The organism is Magnetovibrio blakemorei (genome assembly GCF_001746755.1).
In the GTDB taxonomy this organism is placed as follows: domain Bacteria; phylum Pseudomonadota; class Alphaproteobacteria; order Rhodospirillales; family Magnetovibrionaceae; genus Magnetovibrio; species Magnetovibrio blakemorei.
Genome location: NZ_MCGG01000027.1, coordinates 67,028 through 84,591 on the forward strand (window position 1 = coordinate 67,028; position 17,564 = coordinate 84,591).

Below are 17,564 nucleotides of genomic sequence, written 5' to 3' on the forward strand. Positions count from 1 at the left end.
GGGCCCTGTACATTGTGGGGTGCATGAGAAGTCATTTTGGTCCGTCTAAGGCTGTGAAAATTTCATCAAACAATGCATACGACTTCAGAGCATCCTCTTCGTCGACAATCCGTTGGGCGAATTTAAGGTGCACAATGATGTAATCCCCAACTTTGGGTGGGGCGTCCGCCATCAAGGTTAAATCGGCCCAGCGCTCTTCCCCCAAGGCCGTGCAACGTGCTCGATGGCCGTCGATCTGTTCCACTTTCATGGGCACCGTCAAACACATGAGGATTGTTTTCCCGTTGTAAATTTCATTCGTCTGGTCTGAGCGAACTATGTATGCTGACGCCCATGATCACAAGACAAGAAACAATTTTGGTGCTTGGACTGGGCAACATCTTGCTCAGCGACGAAGCCGTGGGCGTCGACGTGGTCAAGCATCTGCAAGATTTGCCAGCTGAACAGACTCAGGGGCTTACCCTCATGGATGGTGGCACCATGGGACTGAGTTTGTTGGTCGCCATGGAAGACGCTGACGCCATGATCATTGTCGATGCCGCCGTTTTGAACGATAAACCGGGTGCCGTTAAAATCTTTGAAGGTCCCGATATGGATCACTTTCTACGCCACCGCGGGCGCAGTCCACACGATATCGGGCTCGACGATATTCTCGACGGTCTGCGCTTGCGTGAAGCGGTTCCCAAACACCGTGCGCTGGTGGGTATCCAGCCCGCCGTCCTCACCATCGGTGAGCATTTAACGGCGGATGTGGCCGCCGCCGTACCCAAAGCGGCTGAGTCCATTTTGCAGCTTATTCATATTTGGCGGTCCTAATTTAGACAAACCTAAATAATATACGCCCTATTCCTGTGAATTTATTGCCATCCTCTAAATTATGCTTTACCATCATTGATGTAATTGGGGATCGTGTGGGTCGATCGAGGGGCTTCATTCCATGGATTGCAAGCATTCTAGCGCCAAAGACTCTCCTGAAAAGGATGATGTGTTTTCCTTTGTCACAACGGGAAACGCCATTCCCTTTCTCCACGAAATCAAACACGCCTTAGAACATCTTTTAAAAACCGGCACCGAGAGTGTGATCGATTTGGGAGCGATTCCATTTGCCCCCGGCGATGAGCGGATTTTAGAGGAAATTCTGGGGCAAGGCGAAGTCGACGCCACCTTAACGATCATGGGACAAAGCCATGTGCGGGAAACGGCGATTCCCGGCGTGTGGCGTGTCGATCACCTAGACACCAACGGCGCGTTTCAGTCGCGTTTTATCGAAATCACCTTCCTGCCCAATATCCTAAAGACGCAACCTGAAGATGCCGAGCGAGGTTTGGCGACCTTGGTGGAGCACTTAGGCGCGATTGAGTCCATCGGTAAACCACAAGGGGACACCTGACATGGCGAACAAACCAATGTTACCGGAACTGATGAAAACCCACGGCGTTAGCCGCCGGGCCTTCATGAAGTATTGCGCATCCTTGACGTCGCTGATGGCGCTTTCCCCTGCCCTGGTGCCCCGCGTGGCACATGCACTGGAAACCGCCATGCGTCCGTCCGTGATTTGGCTTTCGTTTCAAGAATGCACAGGCTGTACGGAATCGATCACTCGTTCCCATGCCCCAACCCTTGAAGACCTGATCTTCAATTCGGTGTCGCTGGATTATCACCACACCTTGCAGGCGGCCTCTGGTCATGCGGCGGAAGCGGCGCGGGAACAGGCCATGAAAGACAATTACGGCAAGTACTTGTTGATTGTCGATGGCTCCATCCCCTTGGACAACCCAGGCTATTCCTGCATTGCCGGCATCTCCAATTTGGATATGTTGAAAGAAACCGCGGCGGGGGCTGCGGCCATTGTCGCCATCGGCACCTGTGCGGCGTATGGCGGCATTCCCCATGCCAACCCCAACCCGACCGGGGCGGTTTCGGTTTCGGATATTATTAAAGACAAACCGATCATCAACGTCCCGGGTTGCCCGCCCATTCCGGTGGTGATGACCGGTGTATTGGCGCACTTCCTAACCTTCGGCATTCCGGAGTTGGATGAATTGGGCCGCCCCAAAGCCTTTTATGGCGAAAGCATTCACGATCGGTGCTATCGCCGCCCGTTCTATGACAAAGGCAAATTCGCCGAAACCTTCGACGACGAAGGGGCGCGTGCAGGCTGGTGTCTCTACAAGCTGGGCTGCAAAGGCCCCACCACCCACAGCGCTTGCGCCACCGTGAAATGGAACAACGGCGTCAGCTTCCCCATCGAAGCGGGCCATCCGTGTCTGGGCTGTACGGAACCGGATTTCTGGGACAACGGCGGGTTCTATAAACCCCTGTCTGTGCCTTCCGGTGATTATCGCAAAATGGGCGTGGCTGCCGTTGTCGGTGGTGCGGCTGTCGGCGTGGCCAGTGCCCTGCTGGCAAAGGCTGGGAAAGCCAAGGCCGTTCAGAACCATGAAACCGTAGACGCACACGACCTGGAGAAATCGTCATGAACAATCCAGCATTTGATCTTCTCATGTGGGCGCGCGGACCCGGGTTCGACATCGCGCTCGCCATTTTCATTGGCGGCATCGTGCTGCGCCTCACCGAAATCATCATCTTGGGGCGCAAGAAGGACATGGCCCCGGCCAAAGGCAACGGCTTTTTGCAAGGCCTTAAGACCATCTTCAGCCGCTCCGTCCCGCGCAAAGGGTTGATAAAGTTCGCCCCCGTCACTTATCTCGGCGGTTACATTTTTCACTTAGGGTTCTTCATCGCGTTTTTCTTCTTCGCCCCGCACATTGCGTTGATCCAAGACGCCTTCGGCATCTCATGGCCCGCTGCGGGCCGCGTGATTATCGAAAGTGTGACGGCGTTGGCGGTGCTGGCGGTGGTGGCTTTGACGTATTCGCGTCTTACCGATCCGGTGCGCAAGTCGTTGACCACCTTTGACGATTATCTGGTGTTGCTGTTGAGCGTCTTGCCTTTGATCACCGGCTATGTTGCCGTGAACAAGCTGTTCGGCGACCCGACCATGATGCTGGCGGTTCACCTCTTGAGCGTTGAAGCACTGATGATCGCATTCCCGTTCACCAAACTGATGCACGCCGTAAGCTTCGTGTTTGCCCGCTACTACAACGGCTCAATCCAAGGCCGGAAAGGAGCTGAATCATGAGCGCCACACTAGAGCGCGGCCTCAACGCCCTGCGCGAACAAATCGACGCCCCCGTTGCCAGCTTTTTCACCAGTTGCGTCAGTTGCGGACTGTGTGCAGAAGCCTGCCTGTTTTACCGCGAAACCGAAGACCCCCAGTACACACCGATTAAAAAGCTCGACCTCATGCGTCGGATGTGGTCTCGCGAATTCACCCTTTTGGGGCGCATTGGCGGCTGGCTGGGCCTGACAAAGCCCATCACCGATGCCGACCTTACGGCGTGGGAACCGCTGGTCTATGACAGTTGCACCATGTGTGGCCGGTGCACCTTGGTGTGTCCGGTGGGCAATGATCTCACCATGATGATCCGCAAAATGCGCGAAGGTATGAGCGCTTCTGGCCATGGCCCGGTGGAATTGATTGGTGCCGCGCAACGCCACATCGACGGCAACAGCGCCATGGGCGACTTGAGCAAAGCCATTCATGCGCAAGTGAAAAACGCCGTTGCAGACACCGGCATTGAGATCGAATTCGACAAGCCCGGTGTGGACTATATGGTCATCTTGTCGGCACAAGAAATCGCCGAATTCCCCGATGTGCTGGGCGCCATGGCGCGCATCTTCAAAAAGGCCGGCGTGACCTGGACCATTTCCAGCGAAGCGTTTGAAGCCACCAACGTCGGCATCCAGATCGGCAGCCGCGACATTGCCCGCACGCTGGTGCAGCGTTTGGTCGATGCGGCGGAAAAGCTGGGCGTTAAAGGCGTGATCAGCCCCGAATGCGGCCACGCCTATCAGGCCTTGCGGTGGGAAGGCCCCAACCTGATCGGACGGGCCTACAACTTCGAAGTCATTCACATCATCGAGTTGCTGGACCAACTGCGCGCCCAAGGCAAACTGAAAACCAAGGGCATGAACACCCAAAAACTTACCTTCCACGACCCCTGTCAGATCAACCGGCGCGGCGGCATCAACAAAGAACCGCGTCGCCTGATGAACATGGTCGCCGAAAACTTCGTCGAAACCGAAGACGCCGGGACCATGAACTGGTGCTGCGGCGGTGGCGGCGGCGTGGGTGCCAATGAACGTGCAGCACCGTTGCGCAATATCGCGTTTAAACGCAAAAAAGCACAGATCGACAAGGTCAATCCGGACGCCATCGTGACCATGTGCGCCTACTGCCATCACACCCTGGACAACGTGTTGGAAGAATTCAACATGGACCTAGAAGTGATGGGCTTGACCGAACTGGTCGCCGAATATCTCGACGATGACGCCTGAGCGTAAGGGGAACTGAGCAATGAGTAAAAGACTGGTCGTAGACCCGATCACCCGTATTGAAGGCCACTTGCGCGTCGAAGCCCAAATGCAGGGCAACACCATCGCCGAGGCTTATTCTTCGGGCACCATGGTGCGCGGGATCGAGATTATTTTGCGTGGCCGCGATCCGCGCGATGCCTGGGCTTTCGCCCAACGCATCTGCGGGGTGTGCACGTTGGTGCACGGCATCGCCTCGGTGCGCGCCGTGGAAGACGCGCTGAATTACAAAATCCCCGCCAATGCGCAACTGATCCGCAATTTGATGATTGCGGCGCAGTATGTGCACGATCACGTGATGCATTTTTATCACCTGCATGCGCTTGATTGGGTGGACGTGGTATCCGCGCTGAGCGCCGATCCCGCAGCAACATCGGCGCTGGCGTCGTCCCTCAGCAACTATCCCAGGTCCTCACCGGGGTATTTTTCCGATGTGAAGAAAAAGCTCAAAACCTTTGTTGATCAAGGCCAGTTGGGTATTTTCGCCAACGGCTATTGGGGGCATTCGGCTTACAAGCTGCCGCCCGAAGCCAACTTGATGGCGGTGGCGCATTATCTGGACGCTTTGGAATGGCAGCGCGACGTGGTTCAGCTGCACACCATATTCGGCGGCAAGAACCCGCACCCGAACTTCTTGGTGGGGGGCGTGGCGTGCTCGTTGGACCCCAATTCCGACGGTGCCATAAACATACAGACCCTGTCGAAAATTTCCGAGGTCATCACCAAAATGGAGGACTTCGTCAATCTGGCTTATCTGCCGGACACCTTGGCGATTGCCGGATTTTACAAAGAGTGGGGCGCCATCGGCGAAGGGGTTGGCAACTTCCTCACCTATGGTGATTTTCCCACCGGTGACACCAACGACGCGTCCACCTTCCTGGTGCCGCGCGGCGTGATCTTGGACCGCGATTTGTCCACCATTCACGACGTCGATTTGGACGAAGAAAGCCAGATCCAGGAATTCGTCGATCACTCCTGGTACGACTACAAAGGCGGCGCGGGCACGGGTTTGCACCCCTATAAGGGCGAAACCGAACTGAATTACACAGGCCCTAAGCCTCCCTATGAACAGCTGGATGTGAACGGCGGCTATTCGTGGCTGAAATCGCCGCGCTGGAAAGGCAAGGCGATGGAAGTCGGGCCCTTGTCGCGCATGTTGATGATGTACGCCAGCGGCAACAATCACGCCCAAGAATTGGTCAACTACACCCTAAAAACCTTGGACGTTCCGGTCGCGGCGCTGTTTTCCACCTTGGGCCGCACCGCCGCCAGGACATTGGAAACAAAGATTTATTTGGACTTCATGCGCGGTTGGTACAACCAGTTGGTGGCCAACATCAAAGCGGGCGATTTGGACACCCACAACGATGCTCTCTGGGACCCCAAAACCTGGCCGAAAAAAGCCCAAGGGGCGGGTTACATGGAAGCCCCGCGTGGCGCCCTGGGCCATTGGATCGTTATCGAAGACCAAAAGATCGCCAACTATCAAGCCGTCGTTCCGACCACCTGGAACGCCGGACCGCGCGACTTGCACGGTCAAGCCGGTCCTTACGAAGCGGCCCTTAAAGGCCACGTTCTGGCCAACCCCGAACAGCCCTTGGAGATTTTGCGCACCATCCACAGCTTCGACCCCTGCATCGCCTGTGCGGTGCATTTGACGGGCGATGACGGCGAAGAAATGCTGCAAATCAACGTCACCTGATGGCGTCCAACACACTTCGACAAAAGGGCGGCTTTCGGGCCGCCCTTTTTCATGTGTGGTGCGACCTTGCCTTGATAACGACATAATATGTTATAATATAACACCTGTCTCAACCCCATTGCAGATCGTCAACGATGAACGTCCAAACCTTTACCCCCCTCCTTCTCCGCCTCCTGGTTGCCAACGTAGTGGCCGTTATTGTGTGGATTGCTGCGTCCCCATTGGCACAGGCCCATCCCCATGCCTGGATTGATCTGCGCAGCACCGTCAAACAAGACGAGCAAGGACGCGTGTCGGCGTTGGTGATGGACTGGACGTTTGGCCTGTATTATTCGGCTTTCATTTTGGAAGACATTCTCAAGCAAGGCACGCCGTCCCCTGAAAATCTGGCCAAATTGCTGAATGAGACGGCCAGTGAAAACCTAAAAAACTTGCGCGAATATGATTATTTTACCGTCGTTAAAGCCGATGATGAAAAACAAACCTTAGGTGACGTTGCCGAATTCAAAACCGAAATCCGTGACCAACGTCTCTGGATGCGCTTTGAAATCCCCTTGCCGACCCCAATCGACCCCAAGGCTCACAAGATCACCTACGCAGTCTTTGACCCCACGTATTACATCGAAATCCTCTACGCCGAAAAAGGCCCTTTGGTCACGTTTGAGAACACCAACACGTGCCAAGCCGAAATCATCGCCCCGACACCGCCGACCGAGGTGATCGGTCTGGCCGCATCGCTTGACCAGACGCAAAACGGCGGTGATACCCTGGGGACGTATTTTGCCGAAACCGTTGCGTTGACTTGCCCATGAGTTTATCGCGCAAGAAAATGCTCAGTTTGGTGATAGTCGCCCTGGTGCTGGGATTGGGTGCCTTAGCCTTGTTCAGCGGTGAAGCAAAAGCATGGTTTGATGCCATTGTTGTGTATGTATTCAACCAACAACGCTGGTTTTCACGCAGTTTGTCCGACAGTGTGGTGGCACTCAGAGACACCGCTGGGGGCGTCGGCGGGGGCGCAACCTGGACGCTGGTGACCTTGGGCTTTGTCTACGGCATCTTTCACGCCATCGGCCCCGGTCACGGGAAGGCGGTCATTTCGGCCTACGCCCTTTCGCATGAAACGCGCTTTCACCGCACCATTGGGCTGTCGTTTGGTGCGGCCTTTGTGCAAGCCTTGAGCGCCATCCTCGTGGTCGGTGTTTTGTCGACCTTGGTGGACGGTGGCGTTCATCGATTTGCGACGTCTGCTGACGATGTCTTAAACCCCATCAGTTTTGCCGCCGTCACGGTATTGGGCATCTATTTGCTGGTGCGCGGTATTTTGCCATTGATTAAGGCCCCCTCTTCGGCGCTGGTGCCCCTGCCTAAGACTTCAAAAGAATTATTGCATGACCACAGCCACGATGAAGCCTGCGGGTGTGGACACAGCCATGCGCCGACACCCGAGCAGGTGCAAGAGGCCTCCAACTTTTGGCGCGCGGCGTCAATTGCCCTGGCGGTCGGCATTCGTCCGTGCACAGGCGCCATCTTGGTGTTGGTGCTGACGTTTTCCTTTGGCTTTGTCATGAGCGGAATCTTGGCGGTTCTGGCGATGGCGCTGGGCACCGCCATCATGGTGTCTACCTTGGCCGTCGGCGCGCAAAGCCTGCGCTGGCCGCTGACGGAACTTCTCAGCGCCTGGGGCCTGCGCGCCGGATTTCTGGGCAGCGCACTGATGATCCTGGGCGGGTTTGTTATTGTCCTTGTCGGCGCAACGCTGTTGTTCAACAGCCTCATCGCACCAACCCATCCCTTTTTCTAGTTCTTTTAAATCAATGGTTTAGCTTTATATTATAATTAATTGTTCACAATGGATGTCGCTCTGAAATTGAGTTACAGTGCATAAAATAACCAATTGTTGTGGTAGCGCAAATAGATTATCCGCTAAACATGAAGCAAAATAAAAGCAATTCAGTCAAAGTGCTTAGCCCTCTATTTCGCAATGGAGTGCCTTTGGCACTGTTTTTAGCGCTGGCCTCTTTGCTGTGGATAACGGACCGATTTGTCAGCCAGTCCCAAGCCGAAGGTCAAATTCAAAACACCAAAATCATCACCGAACAGGCCGCCATCCGCTTAGAAGATTTTTTCAACACTCGGCTGCACATTGTCTTTCATCTATCACAAAAATGGAATGACGGATTATTCCCAGATCAGGAATCCTTTATCCAAGAAGCCAGGCTCATCAACTCTCTCTTTACAGGTTTTCAGGCCACCAATTGGATTGACACACACGGCAAGATTCAATGGGTTGTGCCCGCTTCGGAAAACCCGAACACCATCGGTCGAAGCATCCTGACCATTGCGCCAGCCGCCGAAGTGTTCAACCGCGTTTCTCAGACACTCATCCCTCACGTCACGCCTCCTGTCACATTGTTGCAAGGTTACACCGGTGTGGTCGGCTATTTCCCGACCCAACGCAACGGTCAGTTTGACGGTGTTCTGACGGCTGTATTTCGCACATCCGTGGTTATTGAAGAGGCGCTTTCAAAAAGCCTTGGCCCCGACAGTGCATTTTTGATCACCAATGGCGATCGTCTGATCTATCGCAGTTCGTCCGTCACCGACAAAACAAAATTTGTGGCTCATCACGATTTCAAAGTTTGGGACCGGGTGTGGAGGCTATCGTTGTCTGCGCCAGATTCCTTTGCAAAAACGCACTTGGGATTAAGCTTGCTGGTGTTGATAATGGCATTGACGCTGGCGGCGGGGGTGTCCGGTTTGTTGTGGCTGTATCTCTGCCACCACCACCATTTATTGCAGGCTAAAGAAGAAGCCGTGGCCGCCAACGAGGCAAAATCAGAATTTCTCGCCAATATGAGCCATGAGCTGCGCACCCCTTTGAATTCCGTTATCGGATTTTCCGAAATGCTGAATTTGGAAATGCTCGGGCCCCTTCCGGATCAATACAAGGAATACTCCAGCCTGATCGTATCCAGCGGTCGTCATTTGCTGGAAACCATCAACCAAATTCTCGATATGTCCAAGATCGACGCCGGGGAAATGGAATTACAACTCCAGAAAGTCCACATGAACGACCTGATCAATGCGGTGCTTTTGATGATGAAAACGGTGGCTCTCAAAAAGAACATCAAGATCATCAACAACACCCATGACACCCATATGATGTTGGTCGATCCCTTGAGAGTGAAACAAGCGCTGTTTAACGTCGTCGGCAACAGCGTCAAGTTTACCCAGGAAGGCAGCATCACAATCGATAATGATTGCGGCTCCCATGGCCACACCATCGTTATCCAAGACACCGGCATCGGCATGAACAAAGACGAAATCGCCCTTGCCCTGAAGCCGTTCGGCCAAGTCGACAACAAAGCCTATACCCGCCAAACCACCGGCACCGGGTTGGGGCTCAGCCTGACCAAGCGCATCATGGAACTGCATGGCGGTCGGCTGGACATCAAATCCACCCCCGGCGTCGGCACTGAAATGCGTCTGACGTTCCCCCATGAAAGCGCCGTCTCTTAAGACGCCCTGCTTTTAAGAGGCAATGCGCTCTGCCAACAAATCGTGGGCCGTGGCCAGATCTTCGGGCGTATTGATGTTGAAAAACGGATCGATGCGATCAAAATCAAAATCAACCGTGGCGACTTTGTAGCCAGCCGTCCAGGCATCAACCTTGCGCATACCGTCGACTTCAATGGCGTGGCGCAACTCATAACGCAACGACACCGGCCACAACCCGATCACGGGATGACTGCGCCCATGCGACGTGACCGTACCCAAACAGGCCTCTTCCCGGGTTATGGCTGCCTGCAGGAGATTGACCCAGTTTCTCGGCACGAAGGGCGCATCGGTGGCAAAGGTCGCGACCCAACGGGCATGGGGCATATGCTCGGCAACAAAATCCAAAGCCGACAGCACCCCGGCCAATGGACCTGCATGGCCTTCGACACTGTCTTTTAGCACCGGCAAACCGAGGTCAGGAAAGCGTTCCGCATCGCCGTTGATGTTCAAAATCATCGCCCCCACCTGAGGAGCGGCAAGTTTAGCGACACGCTCCAAGAGCGTTTTTCCGTCCAAAACTTGCAGGCATTTGTCACCGCCGTTAAAGCGCCGTGAAAGGCCGCCTGCCAGCAAAACGCCCACGATTTCACGTGAGCCTGAAGGGATAAGAGATTGCGTATTCATAGGGGAGGTCTACCTTTTCTCGTCATATCGTGCCCCTATAATCGCACACTCATGTGACCAAATCGAGACTTTGTCGAATAGATCTCGACATTGTGCGTAGATCCATATGCTACCCACATAAAATACCGTAAAATGGCATCCCTTCCATTGCACCTTGAGGATCTCCAAGGCATACTTAGACAGGGTGTCGTTAAAGCGTTTTAGTGTAGGAGTTAACTATGTTCCAAAAAATAGCCATTGGCCTTGGCGTTCTCATCGTCGTCATCGCGGTGGGCATCTATTACCTTTCGCAAAACGCGGGCAATATGGTTGCGGGCGTCATTAAAGATGAAGGATCGCGCGTGACGCAGGTCCCGGTCGACGTGAGCGCCGTGGACATCAGCCTCACCGATCTCAAAGCAGGTTTGCGCGGCTTAACGGTCGGCAATCCGACTGGTTTCAAAACGGACCGGGCCATCAGCCTGGGTGAAATCAGCGTTAAGATCGCCAAAGACTGGTCAATGGACGTCATCGTCATTGATGAGGTCATGGTCAACGCCCCGGAAATCACTTACGAAATCGGCACAGGTGGCTCCAACATCGCCGCCATTCAGAAAAACGTCGAAGACTCCCTGAAAGCGATGGGTGGCTCCGCCGAAAAAGCACCGGCTGACGAAGAAAAAGCGGGTCCGAAGATTGTCATCAACAATTTCTACATCAAAAACGGCAAGATCAACGTTTCGTCAAGTTTGCTCCAAGGCACAACATTGCCTGTGGCGCTGCCCGATATCCATTTGAAAGACATCGGCAAGGATAACAAGGACGGCAGCGATGGGGCGAGCACGGCTCAAGTGATCGACGAAGTGATGACTGCCATCACCAAAAAAGCCGGCACTGCGGCAGGTTCACTTGACCTATCCGCCTTGGGCCTGTCCGACATTTCCGGCACAGCCTCGAAAGTCGGCGCGGCCGCCAAAGATGCTGCCACGGGCGCCCTCAAAGGTGCCGGCGACACACTTGGCGGTGCTGGTGAAGGCATCGGCGGCGCTGTGAAAGGGTTGTTTGGCAAGTAACCAGACACATCCGCAACTCATGCCCATCTTAAAGGGGAGCCCGTGCGATACGTACGGGCTCCCCTTTCGTTTTGACCACTCACTTTTACCCGTCTTTTTTGCATTCCTTAAATAACACTGGCTATTCACCGGTCATTTTGTATTTTGAGCTCCTTCTCCAACCTGACCGAGTGAGCCCTCATGCTGTCTTACCAGCACGCCTACCACGCCGGATGTCCCGCAGATGTGCACAAGCACGCAGCCTTGGCGCGGTTGTTGATCCGTCTGACGGCCCAAGACGACCCGCTCACCTTGATCGAAACCCATGCGGGACGCGGGCTTTACAGCCTTACCGCGGCGGAAGCGAAAAAAACCGGCGAAGCCATCCAAGGCATTGTCCGCCTGTTGGCTGATGGCAAACTGCCGCCCACCCACCCGTTGGCGAAAGTCATCAAAGCCACCCGCGCCAAACATGGCCCGGCGGCGTATCCCGGTTCTCCGCTGTTGGCGCATTCCCTTTTGCGCCCCCAAGACCGTCTGCATTTGATGGAACTGCACCCCCAAGAACATGCCGCGCTGGAAAACTTGTTGGGCCACGAGCCGAACGTGTTCATCCAATTTCGCGACGGTTTTGAAGCGGCTTACGAGCTGGCTCCGCCAACTCCGGTGCGCGGTTTGGCGTTGATCGATCCCAGCTACGAAATCAAAACGGACTATGCGCTTACCGCGGATTTTACCATCGATTTGAACGCAAAGTGGCCAGAAGGCATCATCATGGTGTGGTACCCGCTGCTTAAAGCGGGCAATCATGAGGTCTTGGTCAAAACCTTGGAACGGGCAAATCTGAAAGGGTTTCACCGGCGCGAAATCCTCTTTGCCAAACCCAAAGATGTACGCGGTATGTTTGGCAGCGGCCTTATTTTGGTGAATTTGCCCCCCGCTTTTGCCTCCGCTGTCGATGCTTTCGAATGGCCCTATCCGGTCTAAGTTCGCAAAAGTCTCCCAATTTCAAACCATTAATCAGCTTAATGCAAAACAGAGGCGCAATGGGCTGTGGCAATAATCATTGACTTTTTGCAAATTTGAGCTAACTATCTCTTATACGTGTTACATATGTTTTGGCTTACCTAGATAAACGGTACGCTGCTTAGCTTAGTTATTCCTAACAATGTGAACGTTAAATCAAGCGCCCCCTCACATGATGTGAGGCATACGCACAAACGACTTGTTAGAGGACATAACAATGGCTAACGGTACAGTAAAATGGTTCAACCCGACAAAGGGTTTTGGCTTCATCGAACCTGAAGATGGTTCCAATGACGCATTCGTTCACATCTCCGCAGTGGAACGTGCTGGCCTCAGCACCTTGAACGAAGGCCAAAAGGTCTCTTATGAGATCCAAGCTGGCAAAAACGGCAAATCTTCTGCTGAAGATCTCAAGATCATCGGCTAATTTCGCTGAGCGCCGCCCCCAGCGTCAGTTGGGGGCGGCTGCTGCGTTCTGTCAGCTGAGTTTCTAAAGGTCTCGACGACACACGCAAGCATTGGCGCAACCGCACAGCGGCCACGCCCAAATCAATACCAAGCACTGCATCTGATAAAGCGGCATCCCGCATTGGATTGCCGCGCATGTTGTTCACCCCTTTTAGGGTCATCCCGCCTGCGTTCCGGGTGCCCTGATGAACAGCGCCTTCGACCCGTGACGCTGCACCCCAAAGCAGAGGATGATTTCCATGTTTAAGTTCGGAAAAATGAGGGAAGACGAACAGCGCGCTGCCTCAAATAAGAAGGCTGCGCAGATTCAAAAAGACAAAGACGCAGCCCGCAAGGCACGCTCTGCCCACTCTGCCAACCTCCGTGTTCTGCGCCTTGCCAAAGAAGCCGAAGACAAAAAAGCAGCTGATATCGTCAGCGCCGAAAAAGACGCTGCGAAAGCCAAAAAAGCGGCTCGTTCAAACGCCGCTTAAGGCAAACGCCGCTTAAGGCGTTTGTGCGCCGATTTGGGCTTGCCTCAAAGCCAATCGTTTTGTGTGCGCATACCAAAGCGTGGCCATGAACGTCAAAATCAGCAACGGCGCACCGCCGTAGTTAACGGCGTCCCAACCTGATAAATTGAACAATCCACCCGATGAAAACGACCCGGTGGCCGCCGCGGCGAAAACGATGAACTCGTTCACGCCTTGGGTTTTGGCCTTTTCCGAAGGTTGATAGGCTTGGGTCAGCAAGGTCGTGCCGCCGACAAACAAGAAGTTCCACGCCACTCCCAATAAAATCAGCGCCGCCCTGAAGTTCAGCAATTCAATCCCCGACAAGGCAAAAGCCGCACTGACGACAAACAGCGCCATGCCGACGAACAATATCGTCAACACGCCAAAACGGTGGATCAATGACCCGGTGAAAAAGGACGGCACGAACATCGCCAAAACGTGCCATTGAATGACCGATCCGGTGTCGTGCATTTCAAAACCGCAGGCCGTCATCGCCAAGGGCGTGGCTGTCATCACCAACACCATCAAGCTGTAGCTGGTGGCGGCGTTGAGCATTGCCGCAATAAACACGGGTTGGCGAATGATCACGCCAAGCGGCCGCGCGCCTTCGTGGTTGGTGTCTTCCATGGGGCGCGGAATGTGCAACAGCGACAGCGGGATCATCGCCGCAATGCTCACCAGCGCCGACATGGCGAACCCGCCTGCAAACGGAACCGGTGACAACAAATCACGGCTAAATACGGCGATACTCGGTCCCACCAAGGCCGACAGCACGCCGCCCAACAACACCAACGACACCGCTCGACTGACAAAATCCAGCGGCGCGCTTTCCACTGCGGCGTAACGATAATACTGGGTGCACGCCTGATAGATCCCCATGATGAGGGTCGCGCAGCAAAACATCACAAAGTTGCTCTGAAGGATGGCGTAGGCTCCCAAAGTGCCGCTAACAGCCCCGGCGCTGGCCCCGATGAGAAACCCAAACCGCCGCCCGATGCGCTTCATCAACATCGACATGGGCACCGTGCTCGACGCCGTGCCAATGGTCATGATGGCGATTGGCAGGGTCGCCAACAGTTTATTGTCGGCAAGCATTTGCCCCACCAGAGCGGCGAACATGATGTAAGTAACGCCGGATATCAAATACAGCCCCTGCGCCGTCGCCAGCAGACCGATATTGAGGCGGTATCGTTTGACAGCCATCTTAAGAGGCTTCCTTTGTTAAACGCGGGGTCTTCGCCGTTGTGGTCAGGTATATGCCCAGCAAAATCGGTCCAATGCCAATGAAATGGTAAGTCTCCAAGTGCTCGCCAAGAAAGATAATCGAAAAGATCGAAGCAAACAGCGGGATCAGGTGAATGAACAGCCCCGCTTTATTGGCCCCCACTTGGGGCACCGCTGCATTCCAGCACACAAACGCGGCAATGGACGCGAACAACGCTACATAGGCCAACACCAAGACCGATGAAAGCGTGAGCGCAAAGCCACCGACATTGTGATACTCCCACAGGTAAAACGGCAGCAAGACTACGATGGCGATCCAATTGGTCACCCCCAACACCACCATCGGCGGAATGGCGTTGCCGGGTCCCTTGGGAAGGCGGCGCAGCAACACCGAATACATCGACCACGCGACCACCGCCGCCAACACCCACAAATCACCGGGGGTAAACCCTAAGCTCACCAACACCTGCCAATCGCCGCGCGATACAATCACCACCACGCCTAAGGCCGAAATGGATATCCCCAACGCTTGGCGCAGCGATAACCGCTCGTCACCCACGATAAAGGAGATCACAGGTATGACCATCGGCATGCTCGCCAACACCACCGCGGCGTTGATGGCCGTGGTGGTGTTCAGCGCGATATAGGTGAAACTGTGAAACATCACCATGCCAGAAGTCGCCAACACGACCAGTAAAGCCCCGTGCCTGCGGATCAAACCGCGATGGTGCCACATGCCCTGGGCCACGAACGGCAACAAAATCACCCCGGACGCAAACCACCGCCAAAAGGTCAAGTTCAAGGGCGGAATGTCCGTGTGTGCCCACCGCCCAACGACAAAGTTCCCGCCCCAAAACAATGCTGAAAGGCTGAGCAGCACGGCTGGCGGAAATTTGAGCTTCATCACGGAACATCCAACGGTGCAAAAAACATTTTGTGTTGTCAGGGTAATGTCAGGCAAACACGTTACTCTCGTCAAACACACGCTTCCTCATAGATAGACCATACCCCCGGCAAAAACGACGCCGTTTTTGTCCCGGTGACAATTGGAAACAGGTCTTTGCCGTTTGGCGTGGAAGCAGGCCCATTCTGGGTCTATGTGAGATCTTAAGGTGAGAGAAAACATGAAAACCGCCCCCTTGGTTCTAGGCGTCCTTGCCGCCGCATCCGTTGCGATCTTCATGAGTCCCCAGCAAGCTTATAGCGCCCCTCACAATGCCCCCAGTTCTGCTGGCGCATCCTCAAAGACGCTCCAACTCGCACCTCTCATTGCCCCTGCACAGTCACGTCCTGGTTCCTTCACCACATCTATGCACGCCATGACGCCCATTTTGGTCGTGCCTGTGGCGAAAAACAGTCCGCTGGTGTGTCAACGTGCGCCGCGCGTCTCCGAGGCCTTGTTGCGCTATTTTATGCAAAATCCTGCCCCGGTCGACAAAACACGTCGTCTTGATGTGGACAGTTTGACAAAGCAAAGCGTAGCAATGGCGGCTTTTGTCAACACATCGATTGGCATCGACGCCGTCAGCAATGTTTATGTCATTGAAGGCAACAAAGCTTTGACCACCGGAGTTGCTGCGCGCTTGCCGTTCTCCAACACCACGGCTTGCGGCACCGTCTTAAATGAGTACGAAAAGCAAGTCCAAGAGATGCTCAAAAACTAGGTCTGAATCGGTTCGCTTTTGCGGATTATATACGTCTATACACGCCCTCGCTTATCCGCCTCCCCAGATATTTTTATAATTAATTCTTCTACAGCCCTTGACACGCCATAATGTTCATGTTTTGTTCTACACATAAGAACGCACACCAGAACGGAGAATGGACCATGAACAGCTTTGATCAGTTTGAACGCCTGCTTAGCGAAGCCGCCGCTGTCGTCTCCCTGTTTGCTGCAGGGTATGTCTTGTTGATGATTGTCTAAACGGGTCGCATGTAGAACGCTGACTTTACAAGGTATCGGGTAAAATCAGATCGCCATTTTCGTTTGGCACCAGTTGCGGCACGTAGGAAAACTCCCAGGGATGACCGTCCGGATCTTGGATGTATCCAACAAAGCCACCCCAAGGCGTGTCACGGGGCGTTTGAAGCGCTGTTGCACCGGCGGCAAGCGCTTGTTGGAACAAGACCTCGACCTCATCACGGCTGTGGGCGTTTACGGCCAAGGTGATACCGCCGGGTGTAGGGAGGCCCAGGCCTGTATCGTGCGTAAGCGCGTTTTGCAAATACAGTCCCAAGACTTGCCCACCCGCTTGATAAAACGTCACCTCATCCATGCTGATGGGCGACATTTCCCAGCCCATGGCCGCATAATAAGCGCGGGAAACGGCCATATCTTTTACGCCTAAGGTGATCAAATGAATGCGGTTTTGCATCATATGTTCCTCTCATCACAGGGCTCAAGGTTGTGGCACGACTCGTTTGGAGCCGTCTTGTTCCAAAGCGACGAACACAAAGTCGCCCTCGGTAACCTTCAAATCGTCTACATCGGTGCCATTGCGCCGATGGACCCAGGCTTGCACGTGAATGGTCAGCGAACTGGTGCCGACATGGGTGACATCAGCGTAACAGCACAGAACGTCGCCAGCAAACACCGGCAGATGGAATTCCATGGCGGTGATGGCCACTGTGGCAACGCGGCCTTGGGCGCGGTCATTGGCGGTGATGCCGCCCGCCAGATCCATCTGCGCCAACAGCCAACCGCCAAACACGTTGCCGCCCGAATTCAAATTGGCGGGCATCGCCACCTGGCGGATGGCGAGCACGCCGCGCGGGGTTTCGACTTCAGGGCTTTGATGGGAAGCTGTCTCGTCCCGAGAATTCGATTCGCTCATTTTATCCTCAATGATTTTAGGCATAACGGCTATATTTTGTACTTTCTCCAGCACCAGAGTACCGTATGATGAAAAGAAAGCGCGAGCACAGAAAATACGATACGCTGTCGCCGTCGGTGGGGCTAGCTTCTTTGTCTGACCACCCGACACACCCGAACTTAAAGAG

Annotated in this window: 21 protein-coding genes; 14 read left to right on the forward strand and 7 right to left on the reverse strand. The window is 54.4% G+C overall.

Features of this window, described 5'->3' with window-relative positions:
- Window positions 1-31 precede the first annotated feature (31 nt).
- On the reverse strand, window positions 32-268 hold the full coding sequence (locus BEN30_RS09565; protein ID WP_069958120.1) for a HypC/HybG/HupF family hydrogenase formation chaperone: 237 nt from the start codon (window positions 266-268) through the stop codon (window positions 32-34).
- 65 nt (window positions 269-333) lie between these two features.
- On the opposite strand from BEN30_RS09565, the gene BEN30_RS09570 reads away from it, so the two are divergent.
- The 9 genes from BEN30_RS09570 to BEN30_RS09610 all read left to right on the forward strand — a co-directional run bounded on the left by BEN30_RS09570 (window position 334) and on the right by BEN30_RS09610 (window position 9,658).
- Window positions 334-816, forward strand: coding sequence for a hydrogenase maturation protease (locus BEN30_RS09570; RefSeq protein ID WP_069958157.1), 483 nt, complete (start codon window positions 334-336; stop codon window positions 814-816).
- A gap of 121 nt (window positions 817-937) precedes the next feature.
- Window positions 938-1,390 (forward strand): hydrogenase expression/formation C-terminal domain-containing protein, encoded by a 453-nt coding sequence (locus tag BEN30_RS09575; protein ID WP_084005331.1) that lies wholly within the window; start codon window positions 938-940, stop codon window positions 1,388-1,390.
- A gap of 1 nt (window position 1,391) precedes the next feature.
- Window positions 1,392-2,480 carry a hydrogenase small subunit gene (locus tag BEN30_RS09580; RefSeq protein WP_069958121.1) on the forward strand — a complete coding sequence of 363 codons (1,089 nt, stop codon included), beginning with the start codon at window positions 1,392-1,394 and terminating at the stop codon, window positions 2,478-2,480.
- Window positions 2,477-3,142 carry a hypothetical protein gene (locus BEN30_RS09585; RefSeq protein WP_069958122.1) on the forward strand — a complete coding sequence of 222 codons (666 nt, stop codon included), beginning with the start codon at window positions 2,477-2,479 and terminating at the stop codon, window positions 3,140-3,142. The genes BEN30_RS09580 and BEN30_RS09585 overlap by 4 nt, the downstream gene beginning before the upstream one ends.
- On the forward strand, window positions 3,139-4,401 hold the full coding sequence (locus tag BEN30_RS09590) for a (Fe-S)-binding protein (RefSeq protein ID WP_069958123.1): 1,263 nt from the start codon (window positions 3,139-3,141) through the stop codon (window positions 4,399-4,401). The genes BEN30_RS09585 and BEN30_RS09590 overlap by 4 nt, the downstream gene beginning before the upstream one ends.
- A gap of 19 nt (window positions 4,402-4,420) precedes the next feature.
- Window positions 4,421-6,139 carry a nickel-dependent hydrogenase large subunit gene (locus tag BEN30_RS09595; protein ID WP_069958124.1) on the forward strand — a complete coding sequence of 573 codons (1,719 nt, stop codon included), beginning with the start codon at window positions 4,421-4,423 and terminating at the stop codon, window positions 6,137-6,139.
- Window positions 6,140-6,273: 134 nt separating this feature from the next.
- Entirely contained in the window at window positions 6,274-6,951 is a 678-nt protein-coding gene (locus BEN30_RS09600; RefSeq protein ID WP_069958125.1) for a DUF1007 family protein, read from the forward strand.
- Window positions 6,948-7,940 (forward strand): nickel/cobalt transporter, encoded by a 993-nt coding sequence (locus BEN30_RS09605; protein ID WP_069958126.1) that lies wholly within the window; start codon window positions 6,948-6,950, stop codon window positions 7,938-7,940. Before BEN30_RS09600 ends, BEN30_RS09605 begins: the two co-directional genes overlap by 4 nt.
- 191 nt (window positions 7,941-8,131) lie before the next feature.
- A complete protein-coding gene (locus tag BEN30_RS09610; protein ID WP_170827014.1) occupies window positions 8,132-9,658 on the forward strand; it encodes a sensor histidine kinase in 1,527 nt (508 codons plus the stop codon).
- Between the two features lie 12 nt (window positions 9,659-9,670).
- On the opposite strand, the gene mobA is transcribed toward BEN30_RS09610, so the two are convergent.
- Window positions 9,671-10,321: a molybdenum cofactor guanylyltransferase MobA gene (gene mobA / locus BEN30_RS09615; RefSeq protein WP_069958128.1), complete on the reverse strand. Its 651-nt coding sequence runs from the start codon at window positions 10,319-10,321 to the stop codon at window positions 9,671-9,673.
- A gap of 218 nt (window positions 10,322-10,539) precedes the next feature.
- On the opposite strand from mobA, the gene BEN30_RS09620 reads away from it, so the two are divergent.
- The 3 genes from BEN30_RS09620 to BEN30_RS09630 all read left to right on the forward strand — a co-directional run bounded on the left by BEN30_RS09620 (window position 10,540) and on the right by BEN30_RS09630 (window position 12,805).
- Window positions 10,540-11,373 (forward strand): AsmA family protein, encoded by an 834-nt coding sequence (locus tag BEN30_RS09620; protein WP_069958129.1) that lies wholly within the window; start codon window positions 10,540-10,542, stop codon window positions 11,371-11,373.
- Between the two features lie 180 nt (window positions 11,374-11,553).
- On the forward strand, window positions 11,554-12,339 hold the full coding sequence (gene rlmJ, locus BEN30_RS09625) for a 23S rRNA (adenine(2030)-N(6))-methyltransferase RlmJ (protein ID WP_069958130.1): 786 nt from the start codon (window positions 11,554-11,556) through the stop codon (window positions 12,337-12,339).
- Window positions 12,340-12,595: 256 nt separating this feature from the next.
- Entirely contained in the window at window positions 12,596-12,805 is a 210-nt protein-coding gene (locus tag BEN30_RS09630; protein WP_069958131.1) for a cold-shock protein, read from the forward strand.
- On the opposite strand, the gene BEN30_RS09635 is transcribed toward BEN30_RS09630, so the two are convergent.
- Complete coding sequence (locus tag BEN30_RS09635) at window positions 12,795-12,983, reverse strand: hypothetical protein (RefSeq protein WP_139134951.1); 189 nt, start codon at window positions 12,981-12,983, stop codon at window positions 12,795-12,797. The genes BEN30_RS09630 and BEN30_RS09635 overlap by 11 nt on opposite strands.
- Window positions 12,984-13,085: 102 nt before the next feature.
- Between BEN30_RS09635 and BEN30_RS09640 the strand changes: the two genes are divergently transcribed.
- Window positions 13,086-13,319, forward strand: a complete 234-nt coding sequence (locus BEN30_RS09640) for a hypothetical protein (protein WP_139134952.1) — start codon at window positions 13,086-13,088, stop codon at window positions 13,317-13,319.
- A gap of 12 nt (window positions 13,320-13,331) precedes the next feature.
- Here BEN30_RS09640 and BEN30_RS09645 read toward each other — a convergent pair whose 3' ends face one another.
- Both BEN30_RS09645 and BEN30_RS09650 read right to left on the reverse strand, forming a co-directional pair.
- Window positions 13,332-14,543 (reverse strand): MFS transporter, encoded by a 1,212-nt coding sequence (locus BEN30_RS09645; protein ID WP_069958134.1) that lies wholly within the window; start codon window positions 14,541-14,543, stop codon window positions 13,332-13,334.
- A 1-nt stretch (window position 14,544) separates the two neighbouring features.
- Window positions 14,545-15,468, reverse strand: a complete 924-nt coding sequence (locus BEN30_RS09650; protein ID WP_069958135.1) for a DMT family transporter — start codon at window positions 15,466-15,468, stop codon at window positions 14,545-14,547.
- Between the two features lie 220 nt (window positions 15,469-15,688).
- Between BEN30_RS09650 and BEN30_RS09655 the strand changes: the two genes are divergently transcribed.
- Window positions 15,689-16,228: a hypothetical protein gene (locus tag BEN30_RS09655; protein ID WP_139134953.1), complete on the forward strand. Its 540-nt coding sequence runs from the start codon at window positions 15,689-15,691 to the stop codon at window positions 16,226-16,228.
- A 285-nt stretch (window positions 16,229-16,513) separates the two neighbouring features.
- On the opposite strand, the gene BEN30_RS09660 is transcribed toward BEN30_RS09655, so the two are convergent.
- On the reverse strand, window positions 16,514-16,942 hold the full coding sequence (locus BEN30_RS09660) for a VOC family protein (protein WP_245649034.1): 429 nt from the start codon (window positions 16,940-16,942) through the stop codon (window positions 16,514-16,516).
- Window positions 16,943-16,963: 21 nt separating this feature from the next.
- On the reverse strand, window positions 16,964-17,398 hold the full coding sequence (locus tag BEN30_RS09665; protein ID WP_069958160.1) for an acyl-CoA thioesterase: 435 nt from the start codon (window positions 17,396-17,398) through the stop codon (window positions 16,964-16,966).
- Window positions 17,399-17,564: the final 166 nt, after the last annotated feature.

Excerpts from the sequence above, each read along its gene's own strand:
- BEN30_RS09595 (WP_069958124.1), top strand. The coding sequence starts at position 4,421 with ATGAGTAAAAGACTGGTCGTAGACCCGATCACCCGTATTGAAGGCCAC.
- BEN30_RS09605 (WP_069958126.1), top strand. The coding sequence starts at position 6,948 with ATGAGTTTATCGCGCAAGAAAATGCTCAGTTTGGTGATAGTCGCCCTG.
- BEN30_RS09655 (WP_139134953.1), top strand. The coding sequence starts at position 15,689 with ATGAAAACCGCCCCCTTGGTTCTAGGCGTCCTTGCCGCCGCATCCGTT.
- BEN30_RS09650 (WP_069958135.1), bottom strand. The coding sequence starts at position 15,468 with ATGAAGCTCAAATTTCCGCCAGCCGTGCTGCTCAGCCTTTCAGCATTG.
- mobA (WP_069958128.1), bottom strand. The coding sequence starts at position 10,321 with ATGAATACGCAATCTCTTATCCCTTCAGGCTCACGTGAAATCGTGGGC.
- BEN30_RS09585 (WP_069958122.1), top strand. The coding sequence starts at position 2,477 with ATGAACAATCCAGCATTTGATCTTCTCATGTGGGCGCGCGGACCCGGG.
- BEN30_RS09640 (WP_139134952.1), top strand. The coding sequence starts at position 13,086 with ATGTTTAAGTTCGGAAAAATGAGGGAAGACGAACAGCGCGCTGCCTCA.
- BEN30_RS09600 (WP_069958125.1), top strand. The coding sequence starts at position 6,274 with ATGAACGTCCAAACCTTTACCCCCCTCCTTCTCCGCCTCCTGGTTGCC.
- BEN30_RS09665 (WP_069958160.1), bottom strand. The coding sequence starts at position 17,398 with ATGAGCGAATCGAATTCTCGGGACGAGACAGCTTCCCATCAAAGCCCT.
- BEN30_RS09580 (WP_069958121.1), top strand. The coding sequence starts at position 1,392 with ATGGCGAACAAACCAATGTTACCGGAACTGATGAAAACCCACGGCGTT.
- BEN30_RS09635 (WP_139134951.1), bottom strand. The coding sequence starts at position 12,983 with ATGCGCGGCAATCCAATGCGGGATGCCGCTTTATCAGATGCAGTGCTT.
- rlmJ (WP_069958130.1), top strand. The coding sequence starts at position 11,554 with ATGCTGTCTTACCAGCACGCCTACCACGCCGGATGTCCCGCAGATGTG.
- BEN30_RS09645 (WP_069958134.1), bottom strand. The coding sequence starts at position 14,543 with ATGGCTGTCAAACGATACCGCCTCAATATCGGTCTGCTGGCGACGGCG.
- BEN30_RS09630 (WP_069958131.1), top strand. The coding sequence starts at position 12,596 with ATGGCTAACGGTACAGTAAAATGGTTCAACCCGACAAAGGGTTTTGGC.
- BEN30_RS09620 (WP_069958129.1), top strand. The coding sequence starts at position 10,540 with ATGTTCCAAAAAATAGCCATTGGCCTTGGCGTTCTCATCGTCGTCATC.
- BEN30_RS09575 (WP_084005331.1), top strand. The coding sequence starts at position 938 with ATGGATTGCAAGCATTCTAGCGCCAAAGACTCTCCTGAAAAGGATGAT.
- BEN30_RS09570 (WP_069958157.1), top strand. The coding sequence starts at position 334 with ATGATCACAAGACAAGAAACAATTTTGGTGCTTGGACTGGGCAACATC.
- BEN30_RS09660 (WP_245649034.1), bottom strand. The coding sequence starts at position 16,942 with ATGATGCAAAACCGCATTCATTTGATCACCTTAGGCGTAAAAGATATG.
- BEN30_RS09590 (WP_069958123.1), top strand. The coding sequence starts at position 3,139 with ATGAGCGCCACACTAGAGCGCGGCCTCAACGCCCTGCGCGAACAAATC.
- BEN30_RS09565 (WP_069958120.1), bottom strand. The coding sequence starts at position 268 with ATGTGTTTGACGGTGCCCATGAAAGTGGAACAGATCGACGGCCATCGA.